Below are 17,084 nucleotides of genomic sequence, written 5' to 3'. Positions count from 1 at the left end.
GCACAACGGGCAGTATCGGGGAGCGGTGTCGGTTTTGATCATGCACGCAGCAGGCTAGCAGTGGCGGTGATGGCCCTGCTGTCGCTGCACGAGCTTGGGGCGCAGCAACACGCTGCCGCGCAACGCGTGCAGGTACCTGCAGTGGAAGCCGATCCGCAGCGCGTTGATGCGCCTGCCAACGTAGCCGTCGCAAAGCGTGCACTGGCGATGGCAGTGCGGGCATAGCGCGTCGAACGCGCAGCAGGTGGTAGGGGAGGGCAATAGCGCACACAGCGATTGACGTGTCGGGGCCCGGATGGGTGCCGAGGCACTTTGCGTGCGCGACGATTGTTCGCAAGCCAAACAGTTAGCGATTCTGATCACTGTTCGCCGCGTTGCGGTGACCGTGTTTCAGCAGTCAGGTGCAGGACCGATCTTGCTCAGCTGGCGATGCGCACCGGGCCGACCGGAGTGCGTCGTCGGCGGGCCAACCAGGCAAGCCAAAGGACGCAGCATGAAGACACGTACGTTACGCAACGCCATTTCCATCGCCCTGTTCGCCATGGCGAGCGGAGCGGCAGGTGTGGTGGGGGCACAGGCGGCGACGGCGGAGGTGGCGACGGGACCTCAGGCAGCGGCGCAGAAAACGCCGGCAGCCGTGGCAACGAACCCAGGCGAGCCGGCCAGGCCCAGCTCGCCGGAGCCTGCGATTGCGGCGGCTGCGCCGGCGCAAACCGCCGCGACCGAGTTGGAGTCCATCGAAGTCACCGGCACGCGCATCAAGGGCGGTGCGGTTCCGTCGCCGGTGATTTCGATCAGCGCGGCGCGGATCCAGGAAGAGGATTTCAGCGATCTGGGCGAGGTGATCCGCAGCGTGCCGCAGAACTTCTCCGGCGGGCAGAACCCCGGCGTGCTGAGCGGCAATCTGGCCGGGGCCGGCAATGCGAACCAGAACATGACCGGTGGCGCGAGCCTCAACCTGCGCGGCCTGGGCGCCGATGCCACGCTCACCCTGCTCAATGGGCGCCGACTGGCCTATGGCGGATTCACCCAGGCGGTGGACCTCAGCGCGATCCCGGTGGAGGCAGTGGAGCGGCTGGAGATCGTGGCCGACGGTGCGTCGGCAATCTATGGGTCGGATGCGGTCGGTGGCGTGGGCAATGTGATCCTCAAGCGCGACTACGACGGGGTGAACGTCGGTACGCGCTTCGGGCGGGCCACGCAAGGCGGGCTCACCTCGCGGCAATACAGCGTTACGGCCGGCACCACGTGGCGCAGCGGTGGCGTGATCGCAACCTACCAGGACGTCTCGGCAGACCCCATCTATAGCCGTCAGCGCAGTTACACCACACAACTGGTTGACCCGTCCACGCTGTATCCGGGCAGCGACCTGCGCAGCGGGCTGCTGAGTGCCTACCAGGCGCTGGGCGACAACGCCGAGGTGCGCCTGGATGCGTTACGCACTGAACGCGACCAACTGCATTTTTACGCTGTCAGTGGCCGCAACAGCCGGGTCACGCCGACCACCACCAGCCTGCTGCTGTCGCCGAGCCTTGCGGTGTGGTTGCCCAACGACTGGACGCTGACGCTGGGCGCCACCGACGGCAACAGCAAGCACGATCAATACCGCCAGGAAACGGCGCTGGCCAGCGGTGCGGTGAGCGTGACCGACCTGTGCTACTGCAACGACAGCCGCAGCTACGAGCTGGGTGCCGAGGGGCCGCTGTTCGCATTGCCGGCAGGCGATGCGCGCCTTGCCGCAGGGGTGGGGTATCGCAGCAACACGTTCCGCAACGTCAACCACGTCAATGGCGTGGAGACGATCGACGGCAGCGAAAGCGCGCGCTTCGCCTATGCGGAGGTGAGCCTGCCAGTGGTGGGCCCGGCGCAGGGTGTGCCCGGTGTGCAGCGACTGACGCTGACAGCGGCGGTGCGCGGGGAGGACTACAGCAGCTTTGGCGGGGTGACAACGCCCAAGTTCGGTGTGCTGTATGCGCCTGGCAGCGATGTGACGCTCAAGGCCTCGTGGGGCAAGTCGTTCAAGGCGCCCACGCTGTTCGAGCGCAACTACGCGCAGGAGGCATGGCTGTTCCAGCCGGGCGCGTTCGGCGGGGTGGGCTTTCCCGCCGGGACGACAGTGCTGGTGGCCGATGGCGGCAACCAGGATCTGCAGCCGGAGCGCGCCATCACCCGCTCGGTCTCGCTGGCCTGGCACCCCGAGGCGCTGGATGGCCTGGAGGCGGAGCTGACCTGGTTCGGGGTGGACTACAGCAACCGCGTGCTGCAGCCGATCGCCAATGCCAGCCAGGCCTTGCGCAATCCGATCTACGCGCCCTTCGTGGACCGTACGCCGACGCCGCAGGCGCAGGCCGATGTGATCGCGCTGGCCAGCCGGTTCTCCAACTTCGCCGGCGTCGCCTACGACCCGAGCCGGGTAGCGGCAATCATCTACACGCAGTACGCCAACGTGGCGCAGCAGGATATCGAGGGGCTGGACCTGAGCGGTAGCTACCAGGTGGCGTTGGCGCGCGGCACGCTGACCTTGCGCGGGGCGGCGAGCTGGCTGGACAGCACGCAGCAGACGTTGCCCACGCAACCAGAGTTCGATCTGTCCGGCACGCTGTTCAACCCGCCCAAGCTGAGTAGCCGCGTGGGCGTGGTGTGGAAGCAGGGCGGGCTCACTGCCTCGCTGTTCGGCAACTACCGCGGCGCGGTGCGCAACCGCGCCGATGGGGTGGAGTCGGCATCGTTCACCACATTCGACATGGCGTTGCGCTACGCCACCGGCGCACGCCGCGATGCGTGGGCGGGGCTGGAGTTCGGGGTATCGGTGGACAACGCCTTCGACCGCGATCCGCCGTTGTACCGGGTGACCTCGCCGCTGTACGTGGCCCCGTACGACTCCACCAACTATTCGGCGATCGGCCGCTTCGTGAGCGTGTCGGTGTCCAAGCGCTGGTGATGCGTCGGCTGCCTGCTGCCGCCGAGGTACAGGCATGGCTCTTGAGTGTTGCCGAGAGGAGTGTGTGCGTGAGGAATCACAAACCATGGCGCCTGCTGCTTGCAGGCGTGCTGATGACGTCAGGTGCGTGTGTGTGCCACGCGCAAGCGGTGTCGCCCCAGCGCTTGCTGGAGGTGGTGGATATCGGCAGCCCCACGCTGTCGCCGGATGGCCGCAGTGTGGCCTTTCGCACCGAGCAGGCAGCGGTGCAGCGCAATACCTACGACAGCGTCTGGTACGTGCAGGGCCTGCAGGATGCCGCGCCCAGACGCATTGCCGATGGCGGCGTGCCGTTGCGCGATTCGGCTGGCGGGTCCTTGCCTGCAAAGGTGCTGTGGTCGCCGGATGGCCGTTGGCTGTACTACCGCGCGTTGATCGATGACGTGATTGCGGTGTGGCGCGCGGCGGCGGACGGCTCCGGGGCGCAAGCGGTGACCCACGATGCGGCCGACGTGCAGGATTTTTCGCTGGACGCGGATGGGCGGGTGCTGCGTTACCGCGTCGGTGCCACGCGCGCGCAGGTCATGGTGGCCGAACAGGACGAGTATGCGCAGGGCATCCGGATCGACGAGACGGTGCCGCTCGGGCAAGGCCTGTTCCGCTCGGGCAATGTGCAAGGACGCCTGGCCACGCAGCGCTTCGGCACGGTGTGGTTCGATCGTACCGGGCTGTCGGCCGGGGTGCCGGCGCGGTGGATGGCACTGGATCTGGCGACTGGGGCTACACAGGTGCTTGCCGATGCGCAGCGACCTGACGCAGAGCCCGACGTCAGCGCGCTGCGCGGCCTGGTCGGCGATGTGTGGAAATCTGCGCGCGCGCCACAAGGCGGTGCGGTAGCGGTGTTGTCGCGCGTGGGTGACGGCAGTGGGCAGCTGTCCCGGCCGGACGTGGCGCTGTCGGTATTGCCCGGTGCACATGCGCGCAAGGCCGTGCGCTGTACGGCAGCGGCCTGCGTGGGAAAGGCAATCACTGCAGTGCAGTGGCGCCCGGGGAATGCGGAAGTGCTCTTCACCATCACCGATCCTGCACTGGGCCTGGCGCAATCCATACAGCGCTGGAATCCGGCCAGCGGGCAGGTGCAGTTGGTGGTGCAGGGGCGCGGTCTGATCAATGGCGGACGTGACCCGGCGGCACACTGCGGTGCCTCGGCCATTGCACTGGTGTGCGTGACAGCCGAAGCCGATCGCCCGCCGCGTCTGGAACGTATCGGCCTGGACGATGGCGCGCGGCAGGTGCTGTTCGATCCCAACGCCCAGCTTGCGGCGGACATGGCGCGTGCGACGCCCGCACGGCTGTTGCAGTGGAGCGATGCACGTGGGCGGCGATACAGCGGCCAGTTCTTTGCGGCACACGGAACCGGCGCGGGCAAGCTGCCGTTGTTCGTCACCTACTACAGCTGCCCGGGCTTCGTGCGCGGTGGCGTGGGCGATGAGTGGCCGCTGGCCGCGTTGGCGCAGGTTGGCATCGCAGCGCTGTGCATCAACCAATTGCCCGGCTACACCATGGATGCGGTGGAACGCCACGGCGAAGGGCTGGCGGCGGTGGAAAGCGCGGTGGCGTTGCTGTCGTCGCAGGCCGGCATCGATCCCACGCGGGTGGGCATGGGCGGGCTGAGCTTCGGCGGTGCGGTGACCTTGTGGACGGCGACCGAGTCGAGCCTGCTGGCCGCGGCGTCGGTGGCCAACCCGGTGGTGTCGCCGTCGTACTACCTGTTCGGCAGCATGAAGGGCGAGCCCTTTCTCAAGGGGCTGCGCGACATGTGGGGCCTGGGTGCACCGGAGCAGACACCCGAGCGCTGGAAGGCGCTGTCGCCGGCGTTCAAGCTGGAGCGGATTCGCGCGCCCATCCTGTTCCAGCATTCCGAGCAGGAGTATCTGTACGCGCTGGATTACCTGATTCCACTGCTGCGTGCGCAACGCGCCGAGTTGTACGTGTTTGCGAACGAGCCGCACCAGAAGTTCCAGCCGCAGCACAAGTTGGCCGTGTATGCGCGCAACGTCGATTGGTTCCGCTTCTGGTTGCAGGACTACCAGGACGCTGCGCCGGAAAAGGCCGCGCAGTACGCACGCTGGCGCGCAATCAAGGCGGCACTGCCGGCGCGTGGCGACTAGCGTGTGTGGCGCAGCTGACGCGTGGCACGTTGGCATGCGGACGGCACGCATCTACGCAGCGCAGGCAACCTCAGCGCTGATGACGGACCCAGTTCTCGACCGCACACAGGTCGAAGATGCGCATGACGCTGTGGTCGCCGTCGGCCACTGTGTGGTCGAAATGGTGGCGCAGGGCATCGGCGTCCAGCAGCCCCTGGCCTGCAAGCCGACCCTGCAGCAGATAATCGCCGATCTGCTGCCTGCCCCGACGATAGACCGCGCCGGAGTAGTTCATGAAGGTGCCTTTGCTGCGGCGATGCAGGATCTGTGCAGGCAGCACATCCGCAAACGCATCGCGTGCCACGGCGCGATTGCGGCCGCCAGCGATCCACATCCAGCTCGGCACTGTCAGGCAGGCCTCCACCACCGGTTGCGACAGCAGCGGCATGCGCAGGTGCCACGACGCACTGCGTGCCAGCCCATCGCGGAACACCTGGGTGCCGGCAAGATCGACGATACGTTCGCGGTCACCGGGCAGGCTGTCGGGTGGGGCATCGAACCAGGGATGCGATTGCAATGGAACCGCAGCCTGCGTGCTTGGCAGGAACGATCGCTCCGGCTTGCGTGGCGGTCCGGCCTTGGCGAGGAGTTTCCTGATCGTCAACCTGCCTGCTTTCCACAGCGTGCACTGGTGCAGCTCGGCAAGCGCATGGACTGCGCTGAAGCCGGCGCGCAGGCCGCCTGCACGGAAGGCATCCGCGGCGGGCGCGGCGGTTCTGGTGTTGCAGAACACGGTGTCGCCACCGCCGCCGGAAAAGAAACTGGTGATGGCCAGCTGCGTGCCGATCGCCTCTTTCAGCGCATTGGAGGCATGCTGCAGAAACCAGGTGCTGGGTGCGACCGCATGTGCCGGCGGTGCGAAATCGACCGGTGCAGCGTCGAACCCCAGGGTGCGCACAATCAGCTCGGTGCCCAATAGATCGCTCATCTGCCGGGCATAGTGCCGCTCGTCGGCACCAGGCACCGGCGTGACCAGATTGCAGCAGGCCACACGCGCGCTGGTGTCCTTCAGGCATGCGGCCAGGATGGAAGAGTCCAGGCCACCAGAGAGTTCCAGTAGCACAGATGCATCGGTCCGCGCCCAACACGTGACGCTGGAGGCCACCGCCTGACGCACCTGTGCCTGTGCGTCGAGTGGGTCGTGCCGGCGCCGAGAGGCTGCGACGAAATCCCAGGGGTTCCAGACTTGCTCGACACTGCTGCGGTTGGACTGCAGACACAGCTGGCTGCCCGGCAGCAATTCGCGCACGCCAACAAGCCCGGTGCGCTCGGTCTTGAGGTGCGGGTAGTGCAGAAGATGGGCGATGGTGTCCCAGTCAATCTCACGCGTGTACACACCGGCATGCGTGGCGATCGAGATGTCTGAAGTGATGAAGCCATGCTGTAGCGCGTAAACGCATGCCACACCGCCGGAAGGCTCGCGCATGACGGTGATGGCGCTGGGATCCGCGTGCGGTGCGTGCAACAGCAGGTACTCACCCCAGTGCGTCTCGATCAGGTGCTGCGTCCGCTGTGCTGCGGACAACGCATGCAGCGATGCGCCGTCCAGCAAGGGGGCGTTGTCGCGCTGCGAAAAGACATGGCCGATCAGTGCGCCACCACCAGGCAGGTCGAGCACGGGCGTGTCGTCTGAGGCATACAGGTCGATGTGCCCAGCGCGTTGCCGTAGCTGTAACCCGATCTGGCGCAACGACGCATCGACGCCGGCGCGGTCGCCACCGCGGAGTGCCTGCGCATGGTTGAACAAGGCGATGTAGCGGTACATCACACCACCCGGATGGGGGTATGCGCGTGGACGTTGCCGACCGTGTCGTTTAGGACCAGATCGCCTGTCTGTACCCAGCAATGGGCCGAGAACGGATCGAGTGCGACGCCGAAGACAAGCTGGGCGTCGAGCTGGCGCCTACGCAGGAATCTTGCCAATGCGACTGAATCGAGCAGGCAGCGCATCTCGACCGGCACCCACAGGCGTGCGCGCCGGAAGACGGACGCTGCATCGGTGAGCCGTTGCTCGAGTCCGGCGAGCGAGCGTTGCTGCATCCCCCGACCCTGTGCTCCAGCGGAGAGGCTGCCAAGTACCCTGCTAAGTGGGCTGCGCTTCAATGCCAGGCGTGTGGACAGCACAAGTGCCAGCACCTCGAGCCTTTCAAGCAGCTGTGGTCGTCGCGCCGTTACAGGCATTTCCATCGCGCTACGCGCAACAGGCATGACGGGAAGCTGCGGTCCGGCGGTCGCTTGCGCCCGTTCCACCAGTAAGCCCCGTCCGACAAGGTCGTCGATCTCCAGGTCCGACACCGGGTCATGCGCCAGGTAGGCGAGCAGGGAGTGCTCCAGTGCCTGGGGCAGGCGGAAGTAGCGGTCGTTGCCGACATCCAGGAACACCAGGCGCTCGCCAATGCGGCAGAACGATAGGTCGTTGCGCAATGTGTAGCGGTGCATGGCGCTGTCCTTGATAGAGAAGGGGCGCACCGTTGCAGTGCGCCCCGTGGCTTGGGAAGTTGCTCACCGGCATGTACAGCCGAGTGGCGACCGCCACGCATTGGCAGCGCCTAGTCCTGGCTGATGCCCAGCGTGGTGATGCCACCCATTTCTTCGCCTGCCAATGGCCCGCCCTGTGTGTCCAGGCTTGCGATCCCAAGCACGATGAGATCCTGACCAAACGTCGTGGTGTGCGCGTCGTTGTTGCTGGTATCCATGGTCTCTACTCCTGGTGTGAGAGGCGTGCACTCAGGCACGCCTCGGGTTCACTCTTCGGAAATGCCAGGCACGTTGAAGCCGCCGATTTCTTCGCCAGCGAGCGGGCCGCCTTTGGTGTCGGTGCTGGCAACGCCAAGCACCGTGATCTCGCTGGATGCGTCGCTGTGGGTGGTGTCATTGATGTTCATCGCTGTCTCCTGGTTGTGCCATGGGGATCCATGACGCAGACACGTTAGGAAACGGGCTTATTGATTTTCAAATGATTAAGTCGTAACACCGTCATAATTAAATGCATTGTGTGACCGCCATCGAAGATGACCGTGGAAGCTTTGCCGGTGACGTCGCATCGCGCCGTTCATGCCACATCAGGCGTACGTTGCCGGCAGTACGCCAGCACAGCATGCCGATCTTGCAAGGCCTTGCGCTGGCGACAGTCAGTCGCCGAGTCGATAAGCCTGACGGTTGCGCTCATGCATGACCGCCACGATGCGCGGCACGGCCTGGATGCGGCGCCCGTGATAGGCATGTAGCGCTGTTTGCAACGCCGCAAGGTCGCGCTGCTGCCAGTGCAGCGTGAGCTCTGCCAGTTCTTCTTCGAGAGAGCCGAGCAGGCCATGTTTGGCACGTCGCACCGGTGCCAACCTGTCGTTGGTCTGCCTGACCGCATGATGCAGCGACCACTGCGCGGTGGCACGGGCAATGGCGTCGAAGAGCTTCCAGGTTTGTTTGACCACGTCCGCAGGTGCGGTGGTGGGCTCCCACTCGCCAGGGGCCTGCGGCACCGATGCAACGCCGATGTCGCAGGCCATCCGCAACAGGCGGTCCATCCAGTCGTAGAGATCCCGCAGCGCGACCTCGGTGAGCAGCGGCACCTGCAAGCCATAGCGTGCGTGATCGATGAGCAGGCCTTCGCCGACCAGGCGATACAACGCAAAGCGCACCGGCGTGGAGCTGATCTTTAACTCGGTGGCCAGCTTTGCCGGGTCGATGCGCTGACCGGGCGGATACCGGCCGGATTGCAGTGCGCGCCTGGCCTGCGCATAGGCAACTGCACGTTTGGAGTGGATTTCACTCACGACGAACTCCTTGTCTGACCTCGACTCCTCTCCCTGGATGAATCCTACATGCAACGGCAGCGGCAGGGAGCCACCGCTGTGGTCCTCGTCAGGCCGGGACTCGCCGGCCCATTCCGTGTGCGAGGAAGGCCTCGAGCCGAGGCCCTGTCCCGGCAGCAACAGATTTTTAGAGCCGCCGACAAAACGACTGCGCGGCCGCCAGGCGGGCAGGGTCGGTGCTCTGAATCGGCATGTACCACGTGTGCACTCCGGTTCTGAGCGCGCCGCCCGCACTCACCTGATGAGCGCTCGCTACGTTTTGTTAGCCGCTCTAAGTAAGCGCAAGCGGAAGGCCACACAACCACGAGGGCCACCTGGTGTGCCAGGGCGGCCCTCGGATTTACACGCCATTGACTCCTGCCATCACGACACACCGCCGTCGTGCCAGGCGGTGTGCGCTGTTTAGCGGAACGATTCACGCAGCCGCTTGCCTGCGTACTCCTGTGCGGCCTTCGCCTTGGCGACGACTGCTGCACAACCAAAGAACTCGTGCGTCACGCCGGTGTAGACCTCGCGCTCGACCGGTACGTTGGCGTCCTTGAGCGCGTCTTCCAGCTTGGCGCCGTCGCTGCGCAGCGGGTCGATGGTGGCGTTGATGATCGTCACCGGCGCCAAGCCGCGCAGGTTGGCGTTGACCAGGTCCAGCCGCGTGTCCGCCTTGTCGGCGTCGCTGCGGATCAGGTGCCCCACGAACCATTCGATCATGGCCTTGTTCAGGGGCTTGGCGATGGCATTTTCGATGTAAGACTCGGTGTGCAGGCTACCGGTCTGCCCGACCGGGTACACCGCCAGGATGTGCGTCGGTGCCTGCAACCCCTTGTCGCGCGCGGCCACGGCAGTGGCGATGGCCAGGTTGCCGCCGGCGCTCTCGCCTGCGAGGGCGACACGCTGCGGATTGCCGCCGATGCTGGCCGCGTTTGCCAGCACCCATTCGTAAGCGGCGAGCGCGTCGTCCCATGCGGCCGGGAACTTGTGTTCGGGCGCCTGGCGATAATCGACCGAGACCACGATGGCGCCGGTTTCCTTGGCAAGCCCGCGCGCGCCACCGTCGTAGACGTCGGCATTGGCGATCACCCAGCCACCGCCGTGGAAGTAGACGATGACCGGCAGTGCGGTGCCACCCTGCGGGGTATAGACGAAGGCCGGGAGATTGCCGGCGGGCGTTTCCAGGGTGTGGGAGGTGCGCTTGACGCCGGGCACCAGCACTTCCGGGTCGGCGGACTTGCCCTGGTCGTGCAGGAGCTTCTTGACCGCATCGGCGATGGTCGGCTGCTGCCGGGCTTCGGCCGGCGTCAGCTTCTCGATGGCCTTGGGTTCGAGCGCATCGTGGGCCTGGGCCAGGTCATGCATGTCGTCGTCGGCACGGATGGCGCCGATGACGTTGGAGAGGGTGTCGATGATCGGGTTGGGCTTGCCGTGCTCTGTCATGTGTGCGTCTCGGTTGGTTGACCCTGACGCTAGCGGTGGCACAGTCAATGGGGCGACAAGGGAGCTCGGCCGTTATGCACATGGTCGCAACATATGGAGGCAGGCGCCGGTTGCGATCGCTGTTGCATCAGTTCAGCAGCGATCGCTTCAAGCCGCTGGCGGCATCGATGGCGACCGAGAGCGCTCACCAATCGGTCGGCGCATAGTCCTTGAGGAACTGCCCCCACACATGCTCGCCGGTGTTGGCGCCGTGGATGATCGGGTCGACGATGCGGGCGGCGCCGTCGACGATGTCCAGCGGCGGGTGGAAGCGTTCCTGCTGGACCTTGAGCGCGGCGATGTCCGCCGGATCCTCGTCGGTGACCCAGCCGGTGTCGACGCTGTTCATGTGGATGCCGTCGTTTTGATAATCGGCCGCCGAGGTGCGCGTCATCATGTTCAACGCGGCCTTGGCCATGTTGGTATGCGGATGCCGGGTGGTCTTGAAGTTGCGGTAGAACTGCCCTTCCATCGCCGAGACGTTGACGATGTGCTTGTCGCGCTCGGGCGTGCGCAGCATCAGCGGCTTCAGCCGCGCGTTGATGATGAAGGGGGCGATGGCGTTGACCAGCTGGGTTTCCAGCAGTTCCACCGAGGGCACTTCGTCCAGCAGCAGGCGCCAGGAGTTGCGCCCGCGCAGGTCCACCTGTTGCAGGTCCTGGTCCAGCCGTCCTTCCGGGAACAGATGCTGCTGGCCAACCAGTTCGTCGTCCAGCAACGCCACCTGCGACAGCTCGGCGGCGCGGGTGAGGCCGTCGGCGCCGTCCAGGCCGCGGCCATGCACCGCCGGCAGCGCCATCGCCGAGGCATCGCGCAGCGGTTCGGGCGTGCGCAGGCCTTCGTAATGGCCGACCAGGTTGCGCACGGTGTCCGGCAACTCATGCAGCGCGGCGGTCTCGCCGGCCATCATGTGCGCGTAGAACTGCGGCGGGCGGCGCACGGTCTGGCAGGCATTGTTGATGATGAAGTCCAGGCGGTCGCGGGTGGACAGCAGCTGGCTGCAGAACGCTTCCACACTGGGTGTGTGGCGCAGATCCAGGCCGAACACCTGCAGGCGATGGCCCCATGCGTTGAAATCCGGCTCCTGCGCATAGCGCGCGGCCGAATCGCGCGGGAAACGCGTGGTGACGATCAGTTCGGCGCCGGCGCGCAGCAGCTTCAAACCGGCCTGATAGCCGATCTTGACCCGGCCGCCGGTCAGCAGCGCCACGCGTCCGCGCAGGTCGGCGGTTTCGGTGCGCTTGAAGTAGTTCAGCTCGGCGCAGGCCGGGCACATCTGGTCGTAGAAATGATGCAGCTGGGTGAACTTCTGCTTGCAGACGTAGCAGTGGCGCAGCTCCGGCGAATGCGTGGGCTCCGGTGCGGCAGTGGCGTTTTCGCCGTTGTGCGCGTCGTGCAGGCCGGCGGCATGCGGCGGGAAGACGTTCGGCGTGCTGAACACCGGTTTGCGCCGCAGTGCGCGGATGCCGCGCTGCTCGAGCAGCGCCTCGGCCTTGCGCACCTTCTCCTGATGCCGCTCGCGTTCGCGCTGCTTGAGCAACTGCCGCCGCGCCTTCGGCTCGGGGTGATAGACCCTGGCCACCACCTGGTGCAGGCGCACGCGGTCGGCCTCGGGAAGCGTGTCGAGCACGCTGCGGTCGGCCTCGATGGCCTCCAGCAGGTCCAGCGCCGCGCGCAGGCGGTCGGTGAGCGGCATGTCTTCGTTGGCGGGCAGGGGCGGGACGTTGGTGTTCAAGATGGATCCGGAAAAGAGCGACAGAAAGCGAAGCGCATGCAGCGGGCGGCGGATGGACGCGGTGGATGGCACGGCCAGCGGCCGCACTGGTCGGGAACTGGGCGCCGCAGGCCGGAGCATCCGGACTGCGGCTATTTTCGCCGATACTGCGGTGTTGACGCCAATGGCGTGTCAAGGCAGTCGCAGCGGTGACGACTCCGGTGCCGAGGGCGTGCCTGATCGCGACTGACACCCGAGCGGTACCTGGCCAGCCAGACCGCCGAGCTCAATGCCGATGCCTGCCGGAAAGCGCAGGCTTGCTACTGGGCGCCTTCCGGCACGCGCGCTGCCGGGCGTCTGCAAGGCGCGGGCTCGGTGGCCTGCAGTCGCTGGTCTTCGGTCTTCCGGCACCGATGGCTGGTCGTGTTTGCTCATGCCAACACGCCCGCTCACGCACTCTCCAAACCGGCTGGGCTAGGGTTGCGGCCTACTGGTGTAGCGGAGAAGGCAGCATGGGCCTGTTGGTCGACGGCAAGTGGCAGGACAGCTGGTACGACACCGACAAGAGCGGCGGGCGTTTCGAACGCTCGCAATCGCAGTTCCGCAATTGGGTGACGCGCGATGGCAGCCCCGGCCCGCACGGGGAAGGTGGCTTTGAGGCCGCTCCCGGGCGCTATCACCTGTATGTGTCGCTGGCCTGCCCGTGGGCGCATCGCACGCTGATCTTCCGGCACCTGAAAGGTCTGGAGTCGATGATCGACGTGTCGGTGGTGCACTGGCTGATGGGCAAGCAGGGCTGGACGTTTGCGCCAGGGCCGGGCGTGGTGGGCGATGCGCTGCACCAGGCGCAGCATCTGTACGAGGTCTATCTGAAGGCGGATCCGCAGTATTCCGGGCGCGTGACCGTGCCGGTGCTATGGGATCGCGAGCGCAACACGGTGGTCAGCAACGAGTCGGCCGACATCATCCGCATGTTCAACAGCGCCTTCGACGACGTCGGTGCTGCAGCCGGCGATTTCTATCCGGCGCCGTTGCGCGAGCAGGTCGATGCGATCAATGCGCGCGTGTACGACACCGTCAACAACGGCGTGTACAAGGCGGGCTTTGCCACCACGCAGGCTGCTTACGAAGAGGCGGTGGTGCCGTTATTCGAGAGCCTGGATTGGCTCGATGCGCGCCTGGGTCAGCAGCGCTACCTGTGCGGCGACCGGCTCACCGAAGCGGACTGGCGCCTGTTCACCACGTTGGTGCGTTTCGATGCGGTGTATGTGGGTCACTTCAAATGCAATCTGCGGCGCATTGCCGACTATCCGCAGTTGTCCGGCTACCTGCGTGAGCTGTATCAGATACCGGGCATCGCAGACACGGTGAATTTCCAGCACATCAAGCACCATTACTACCAGAGTCACGACATGATCAATCCCACCGGCATCGTGCCGCTGGGGCCGCTGCAGGATCTGCAGGCGCCGCACGGGCGTGGCGGCTGAGGCAGCCATTCGCCGAATGCTGCCGGATATCCACGTGCTGCCCTAAACTGTGCGCCTTCGATACGAACAGGAGCGGTGCGTGCTGAATCATGTGATGGTGGGATCGAACGATATCGCGCGATCCAGGCAGTTTTACGATGCGGTGCTCGGCGGCGTCCTTGGTGCCACGGAGCCGCTGGTCAGCCCTGCCGGCTCCGGTCATGTGCGCCTGTTCTATCGCCATGCCGGCAGCACTTTCGTTGTCAGCGAGCCGATCGACGATGCGCCCGCGACCAGCGGCAACGGCGCCACCGTGGGCTTCAGCTGCGGCTCGCCCGAGCAGGTGCAGGCCTTCCACGACGCTGCGGTGGCGGCAGGTGGTGTGTCCATCGAAGATCCACCGGGCCTGCGAGAGAGCCGCATGGGGCCGGTGTGGCTGGCCTACGTGCGCGACCCGGATGGCAACAAGCTCTGCGCGATCTATCGGCCTGTCTAGGCTGTGATGCCTGCGCTGCTGTGACACCCCACAGCGCGATCGGGCGCCGTGTTGTTGCTGTGCCATGGCGACGGTGTAACGGCCGTCGCCATAGCGCGCCCTGCGGTCGCGGTGGGCGACAGGCTTAGGCGAGGGACGTCGCGCTAGTGCTTGGCCGCATCGCGCATGATCAACGTCGCCGCGCCCACCGTGATTGCGTCCTCGACCACGCCGGTGCTGGTCTGGCCGTAGCGTTCGATCGCGCGCATGCGCAGGTTGAAGGTGAGATACGCGGCTGCTACTGCAGTGGTCGCGCCCAGCAGTGCGGCGACACCGCGCTGATGGCGCGGAGCCAGGGCCGCGCCGACAATCACGCCGGTGGCGATGCGGGCGATCATGCCAGGCAGCACGATGCGGTCGGGCGCGGTTTTCATCTTGTCGCCTGCCAGCTCGCCGCCGGCAAGCGCGAGCATGCCGGCCGACGCCAGCGGATTGGCCAGTAACGGCGGTGCGCCGTTGTCGGCAGGAAGCTTGCCGGTACGGGCGGCATTGGTGACCGCCGCCAGCGGCGTCATCGAGCGCATGCCGGCGACGGCGCCCATCAGGATGGAATGAATCAAAGCCATGTACACCTCTGCATGTGCTCGCCAATCGCAGGCGGAATGCGCTGCGTGCGGCACGCTGTATGGACGTGCACACACTAGGACGGTGCGTGTATGGGCGTTGGCAAGAGCTTGTGCATGCCGTGCATTGGCGGCGCCCGCACGGTACCCGGTCTGCGAGAGCGATGCGCTGGCGGGGATGCATCGCCTTGCGCCGCCAGAACAAGGCGCAAGGCACTCCACTCAGGGGGCTTTGGTGCCCAACAGGAACTTGAGCCCATGGGTGATGCCACGCGGCGCGACACTCAGGTGATCTTCGTCGTTAAGCACCTCCAGCTCCAGCTGCAGCGACGGATACCGTCTTGCACGTAGCGTCTGCACCATGTTTCTGGCGTCGATCACCATGTCGTACTGCTTGTTATAGCGCACCTGCTCGTACTCGCCGACGTACATGTAGACCCGCGCAGGCGCATCGGTGTGTCCCGCGGCGAAGCGCTTCTCCTGCGCGGCCGTGGCGTGCTCGCCGTACCAATACGAGGGGCTGCCAAGCAGATAGCCGGAAAACATCTGCGGTGTGCTCAACAGGATCTGGGTACCGAGCAGGCCACCGTAGGAATGCCCGAGAAACAGGCGCCTGCCTTCGTCGGTTCGGTAGCGGTGGGCGATGAAGGGCAACACCTGCTGGCGAAGGTAGGACGCGTAGGCCGTGCTGCCACCATGGGTCGCATTGGGCGGTGCGGTGTCGCCATTTTCCAGCGTCGGGGTGTAATCGCGCCGCCGGCTGGGCATTGGCTCATCGCCCACCGCGTAGGACAACCCGACCAGAATGAAATCCTCGATCGCCGGCCCGTCGCCGTTCAAGCGGCGCGCGATCTGCCGCACCACAGGGAATGCGTAGTCGCTGTCGGTGACGTAAAGAACCGGATAGCGACGTTCCGGGTGGTCGGCGTAGCCGGCCGGCAAGCCGACAACGACCTGATAGCGGCGGCCTGATGCCGGATCCGGGACATCCCAGACCTGGCTGTCGACGATCTCGTACGGCTGGCCTTCGCCGCGTTGCCCAGCTAGCGCGGTGGCCATGGCCGCGTTGGCAGGTACCGGTGTTTGCTGCGGCACGACCGCCTTTTCCTGCGGTACTGGTGGTGCATTGATGCAGCCGACGAGTGACAAGGCGAGCAGCCCTGCCGGCAATGCCTTGTTCAACATCCTCTCCTAGTTACGCGCGGCATTCCCGCGCATCAATTCAAACGGCCGACATACGCCAGCACGGGAGCGGCCGCCATATCGTTCGGGTTGGTGCCGGGCAAACCTTGCGGCACGTCCATGCCCTTGCTGCGGTAAAAGTCGGTCCAGTACTGCGAGATCTTGCCGGTCTGCAGGTTCTTGAAGTTCATCGGTTGCAGGGCGAAGACGTGTTGGGCACGGAACGCGCGTTCGATGAAGTCCGAGCAGTAGTAGCTGTTGTCGTCCTGCACGTAGGTCTGGTTGTAAGGCTTGCCGAGCATGCGCCGTGCCTGCGCGATGGCGCCGGGGATCGCATTGCGCTGTTCTTCCGTCAGCCGGTACACATGGATCTGCCGATGCTTGGCGTTGGCTTCTTCGACGAATGCCTGCAATGGCTGCTGCCGCGAGCCTTGTTCGTCTGCGTGCAGCAGCACCTGTCCGGTAGCGTCATGGGCGAGCAGTGCCACATGATCGAAGCTGGGGGCATCCTGCCTGGCGGTGGCATCGTCGATGGCGCCGCTCAGGCCGGTGCGGGCGGCGGTGACGAACAGCAGATCGCCGTCCTGTAGCTGGGCTGCGCTGGACGTTGCGGGCAGCAGTGCCAGTGCAAGCACGGCGAGCAAAAGGAAGGTGCGCATGATGGTCGGGCGGTTGGTACAAGGGCCATCATTATCGCCAGGAACGACGGCGGGCTGATGGTGCGCGATGCGCTCTGTAGAATGCAGCGGCCAGCGGGCGTCGCCGCCGCCATCGCGTCGCGGCAATCCCTGTCCGTCTGGAGTGTTGCATGCGTGCTTGTTCTGCGTTGTCGCCGATCGGCCGGCTGTTTGCGGTGGCCGCCTTTATCGAGGGGCTGACCTGGGCCGGGTTGTTGCTCGGCATGTTGCTCAAGTACGGCACGCACACCACCGAGCTTGTGGTGTGGCTGTTCGGGCGCCTGCATGGCGCGGCCTTCCTGTTCTATGTGGCGGTCAGCGTGCTTGCCGCGCTGCGCCTGCGCTGGCCGTGGTGGGCGTGGGCGCTGAGCCTGCTGGCCGCGTTGCCGCCGCTGGTGACGGTGCCGCTGGAAATGTGGTTCCGGCGTATCGGTTTGTTGGGCCCGCGCGCATGCGCCGGTGCCTGAGCACTTCGGTGCAGGCCAGGCAGCAATGATGCCGCGTGCTTTATCCGGCATCTTGCCGTGCACAGTGCCCA

At 65.8% G+C, this 17,084-nt stretch carries 15 protein-coding genes, 1 other RNA gene and 1 pseudogene; 7 read left to right on the top strand and 10 right to left on the bottom strand.

Annotated features, from left to right (window positions below):
• The first annotated feature begins 493 nt into the window (after positions 1-493).
• Together XaplCFBP3123_RS06240 and XaplCFBP3123_RS06235 are read left to right on the top strand one after the other, a co-directional pair.
• Positions 494-2,941 (top strand): TonB-dependent receptor plug domain-containing protein, encoded by a 2,448-nt coding sequence (locus XaplCFBP3123_RS06240; protein ID WP_104533195.1) that lies wholly within the window; start codon positions 494-496, stop codon positions 2,939-2,941.
• Between the two features lie 68 nt (positions 2,942-3,009).
• Positions 3,010-5,091, top strand: coding sequence for an Atxe2 family lasso peptide isopeptidase (locus XaplCFBP3123_RS06235; protein ID WP_253254141.1), 2,082 nt, complete (start codon positions 3,010-3,012; stop codon positions 5,089-5,091).
• A 70-nt stretch (positions 5,092-5,161) separates the two neighbouring features.
• On the opposite strand, the gene XaplCFBP3123_RS06230 is transcribed toward XaplCFBP3123_RS06235, so the two are convergent.
• The 5 genes from XaplCFBP3123_RS06230 to XaplCFBP3123_RS06210 all read right to left on the bottom strand — a co-directional run bounded on the left by XaplCFBP3123_RS06230 (position 5,162) and on the right by XaplCFBP3123_RS06210 (position 9,062).
• Positions 5,162-6,895 (bottom strand): lasso peptide isopeptide bond-forming cyclase, encoded by a 1,734-nt coding sequence (locus XaplCFBP3123_RS06230; protein WP_104533193.1) that lies wholly within the window; start codon positions 6,893-6,895, stop codon positions 5,162-5,164.
• Complete coding sequence (locus XaplCFBP3123_RS06225; RefSeq protein WP_104533314.1) at positions 6,895-7,569, bottom strand: lasso peptide biosynthesis B2 protein; 675 nt, start codon at positions 7,567-7,569, stop codon at positions 6,895-6,897. Before XaplCFBP3123_RS06225 ends, XaplCFBP3123_RS06230 begins: the two co-directional genes overlap by 1 nt.
• A gap of 110 nt (positions 7,570-7,679) precedes the next feature.
• Entirely contained in the window at positions 7,680-7,826 is a 147-nt protein-coding gene (locus XaplCFBP3123_RS06220) for a benenodin family lasso peptide (protein WP_104533192.1), read from the bottom strand.
• A gap of 48 nt (positions 7,827-7,874) precedes the next feature.
• Entirely contained in the window at positions 7,875-8,015 is a 141-nt protein-coding gene (locus tag XaplCFBP3123_RS06215) for a lasso peptide xanthomonin 1 (protein WP_016903879.1), read from the bottom strand.
• A gap of 246 nt (positions 8,016-8,261) precedes the next feature.
• A complete protein-coding gene (locus tag XaplCFBP3123_RS06210; RefSeq protein ID WP_253254140.1) occupies positions 8,262-9,062 on the bottom strand; it encodes a GntR family transcriptional regulator in 801 nt (266 codons plus the stop codon).
• Between the two features lie 71 nt (positions 9,063-9,133).
• Between XaplCFBP3123_RS06210 and XaplCFBP3123_RS06205 the strand changes: the two genes are divergently transcribed.
• Positions 9,134-9,210: non-coding RNA, sX9 sRNA (locus XaplCFBP3123_RS06205), on the top strand.
• Between the two features lie 134 nt (positions 9,211-9,344).
• Here XaplCFBP3123_RS06205 and XaplCFBP3123_RS06200 read toward each other — a convergent pair.
• Together XaplCFBP3123_RS06200 and XaplCFBP3123_RS06195 are read right to left on the bottom strand one after the other, a co-directional pair.
• Positions 9,345-10,370 carry an alpha/beta hydrolase gene (locus XaplCFBP3123_RS06200; RefSeq protein WP_104533191.1) on the bottom strand — a complete coding sequence of 342 codons (1,026 nt, stop codon included), beginning with the start codon at positions 10,368-10,370 and terminating at the stop codon, positions 9,345-9,347.
• A 184-nt stretch (positions 10,371-10,554) separates the two neighbouring features.
• Positions 10,555-12,144: an SDR family NAD(P)-dependent oxidoreductase gene (locus tag XaplCFBP3123_RS06195; protein WP_104533312.1), complete on the bottom strand. Its 1,590-nt coding sequence runs from the start codon at positions 12,142-12,144 to the stop codon at positions 10,555-10,557.
• 225 nt (positions 12,145-12,369) lie between these two features.
• Here XaplCFBP3123_RS06195 and XaplCFBP3123_RS21185 point away from each other — a divergent pair.
• The 3 genes and pseudogenes from XaplCFBP3123_RS21185 to XaplCFBP3123_RS06185 all read left to right on the top strand — a co-directional run.
• Positions 12,370-12,480 (top strand): annotated as a pseudogene (locus tag XaplCFBP3123_RS21185) (SPFH domain-containing protein); the annotation flags it as partial.
• A 155-nt stretch (positions 12,481-12,635) separates the two neighbouring features.
• A complete protein-coding gene (locus tag XaplCFBP3123_RS06190) occupies positions 12,636-13,610 on the top strand; it encodes a glutathione S-transferase family protein (RefSeq protein ID WP_104533190.1) in 975 nt (324 codons plus the stop codon).
• 79 nt (positions 13,611-13,689) lie between these two features.
• Positions 13,690-14,085: a VOC family protein gene (locus tag XaplCFBP3123_RS06185; protein WP_104533189.1), complete on the top strand. Its 396-nt coding sequence runs from the start codon at positions 13,690-13,692 to the stop codon at positions 14,083-14,085.
• Positions 14,086-14,228: 143 nt separating this feature from the next.
• On the opposite strand, the gene XaplCFBP3123_RS06180 is transcribed toward XaplCFBP3123_RS06185, so the two are convergent.
• The 3 genes from XaplCFBP3123_RS06180 to XaplCFBP3123_RS06170 all read right to left on the bottom strand — a co-directional run bounded on the left by XaplCFBP3123_RS06180 (position 14,229) and on the right by XaplCFBP3123_RS06170 (position 16,528).
• Positions 14,229-14,690 carry a DUF4126 domain-containing protein gene (locus XaplCFBP3123_RS06180; protein ID WP_172453094.1) on the bottom strand — a complete coding sequence of 154 codons (462 nt, stop codon included), beginning with the start codon at positions 14,688-14,690 and terminating at the stop codon, positions 14,229-14,231.
• Positions 14,691-14,909: 219 nt separating this feature from the next.
• Entirely contained in the window at positions 14,910-15,872 is a 963-nt protein-coding gene (locus tag XaplCFBP3123_RS06175; protein WP_104533187.1) for an alpha/beta hydrolase-fold protein, read from the bottom strand.
• A 32-nt stretch (positions 15,873-15,904) separates the two neighbouring features.
• A complete protein-coding gene (locus tag XaplCFBP3123_RS06170; RefSeq protein WP_104533311.1) occupies positions 15,905-16,528 on the bottom strand; it encodes a YiiX/YebB-like N1pC/P60 family cysteine hydrolase in 624 nt (207 codons plus the stop codon).
• A gap of 149 nt (positions 16,529-16,677) precedes the next feature.
• Here XaplCFBP3123_RS06170 and XaplCFBP3123_RS06165 point away from each other — a divergent pair, with 149 nt between their 5' ends.
• A complete protein-coding gene (locus XaplCFBP3123_RS06165) occupies positions 16,678-17,013 on the top strand; it encodes a DUF3817 domain-containing protein (RefSeq protein WP_104533186.1) in 336 nt (111 codons plus the stop codon).
• The last annotated feature ends 71 nt before the right edge of the window (positions 17,014-17,084 follow it).

The organism is Xanthomonas arboricola pv. populi (genome assembly GCF_002939945.1).
GTDB lineage: Bacteria > Pseudomonadota > Gammaproteobacteria > Xanthomonadales > Xanthomonadaceae > Xanthomonas > Xanthomonas arboricola_A.
Note: the sequence above shows the minus strand (reverse complement) of the source record. Positions and strands in the feature narration are given on the sequence as shown.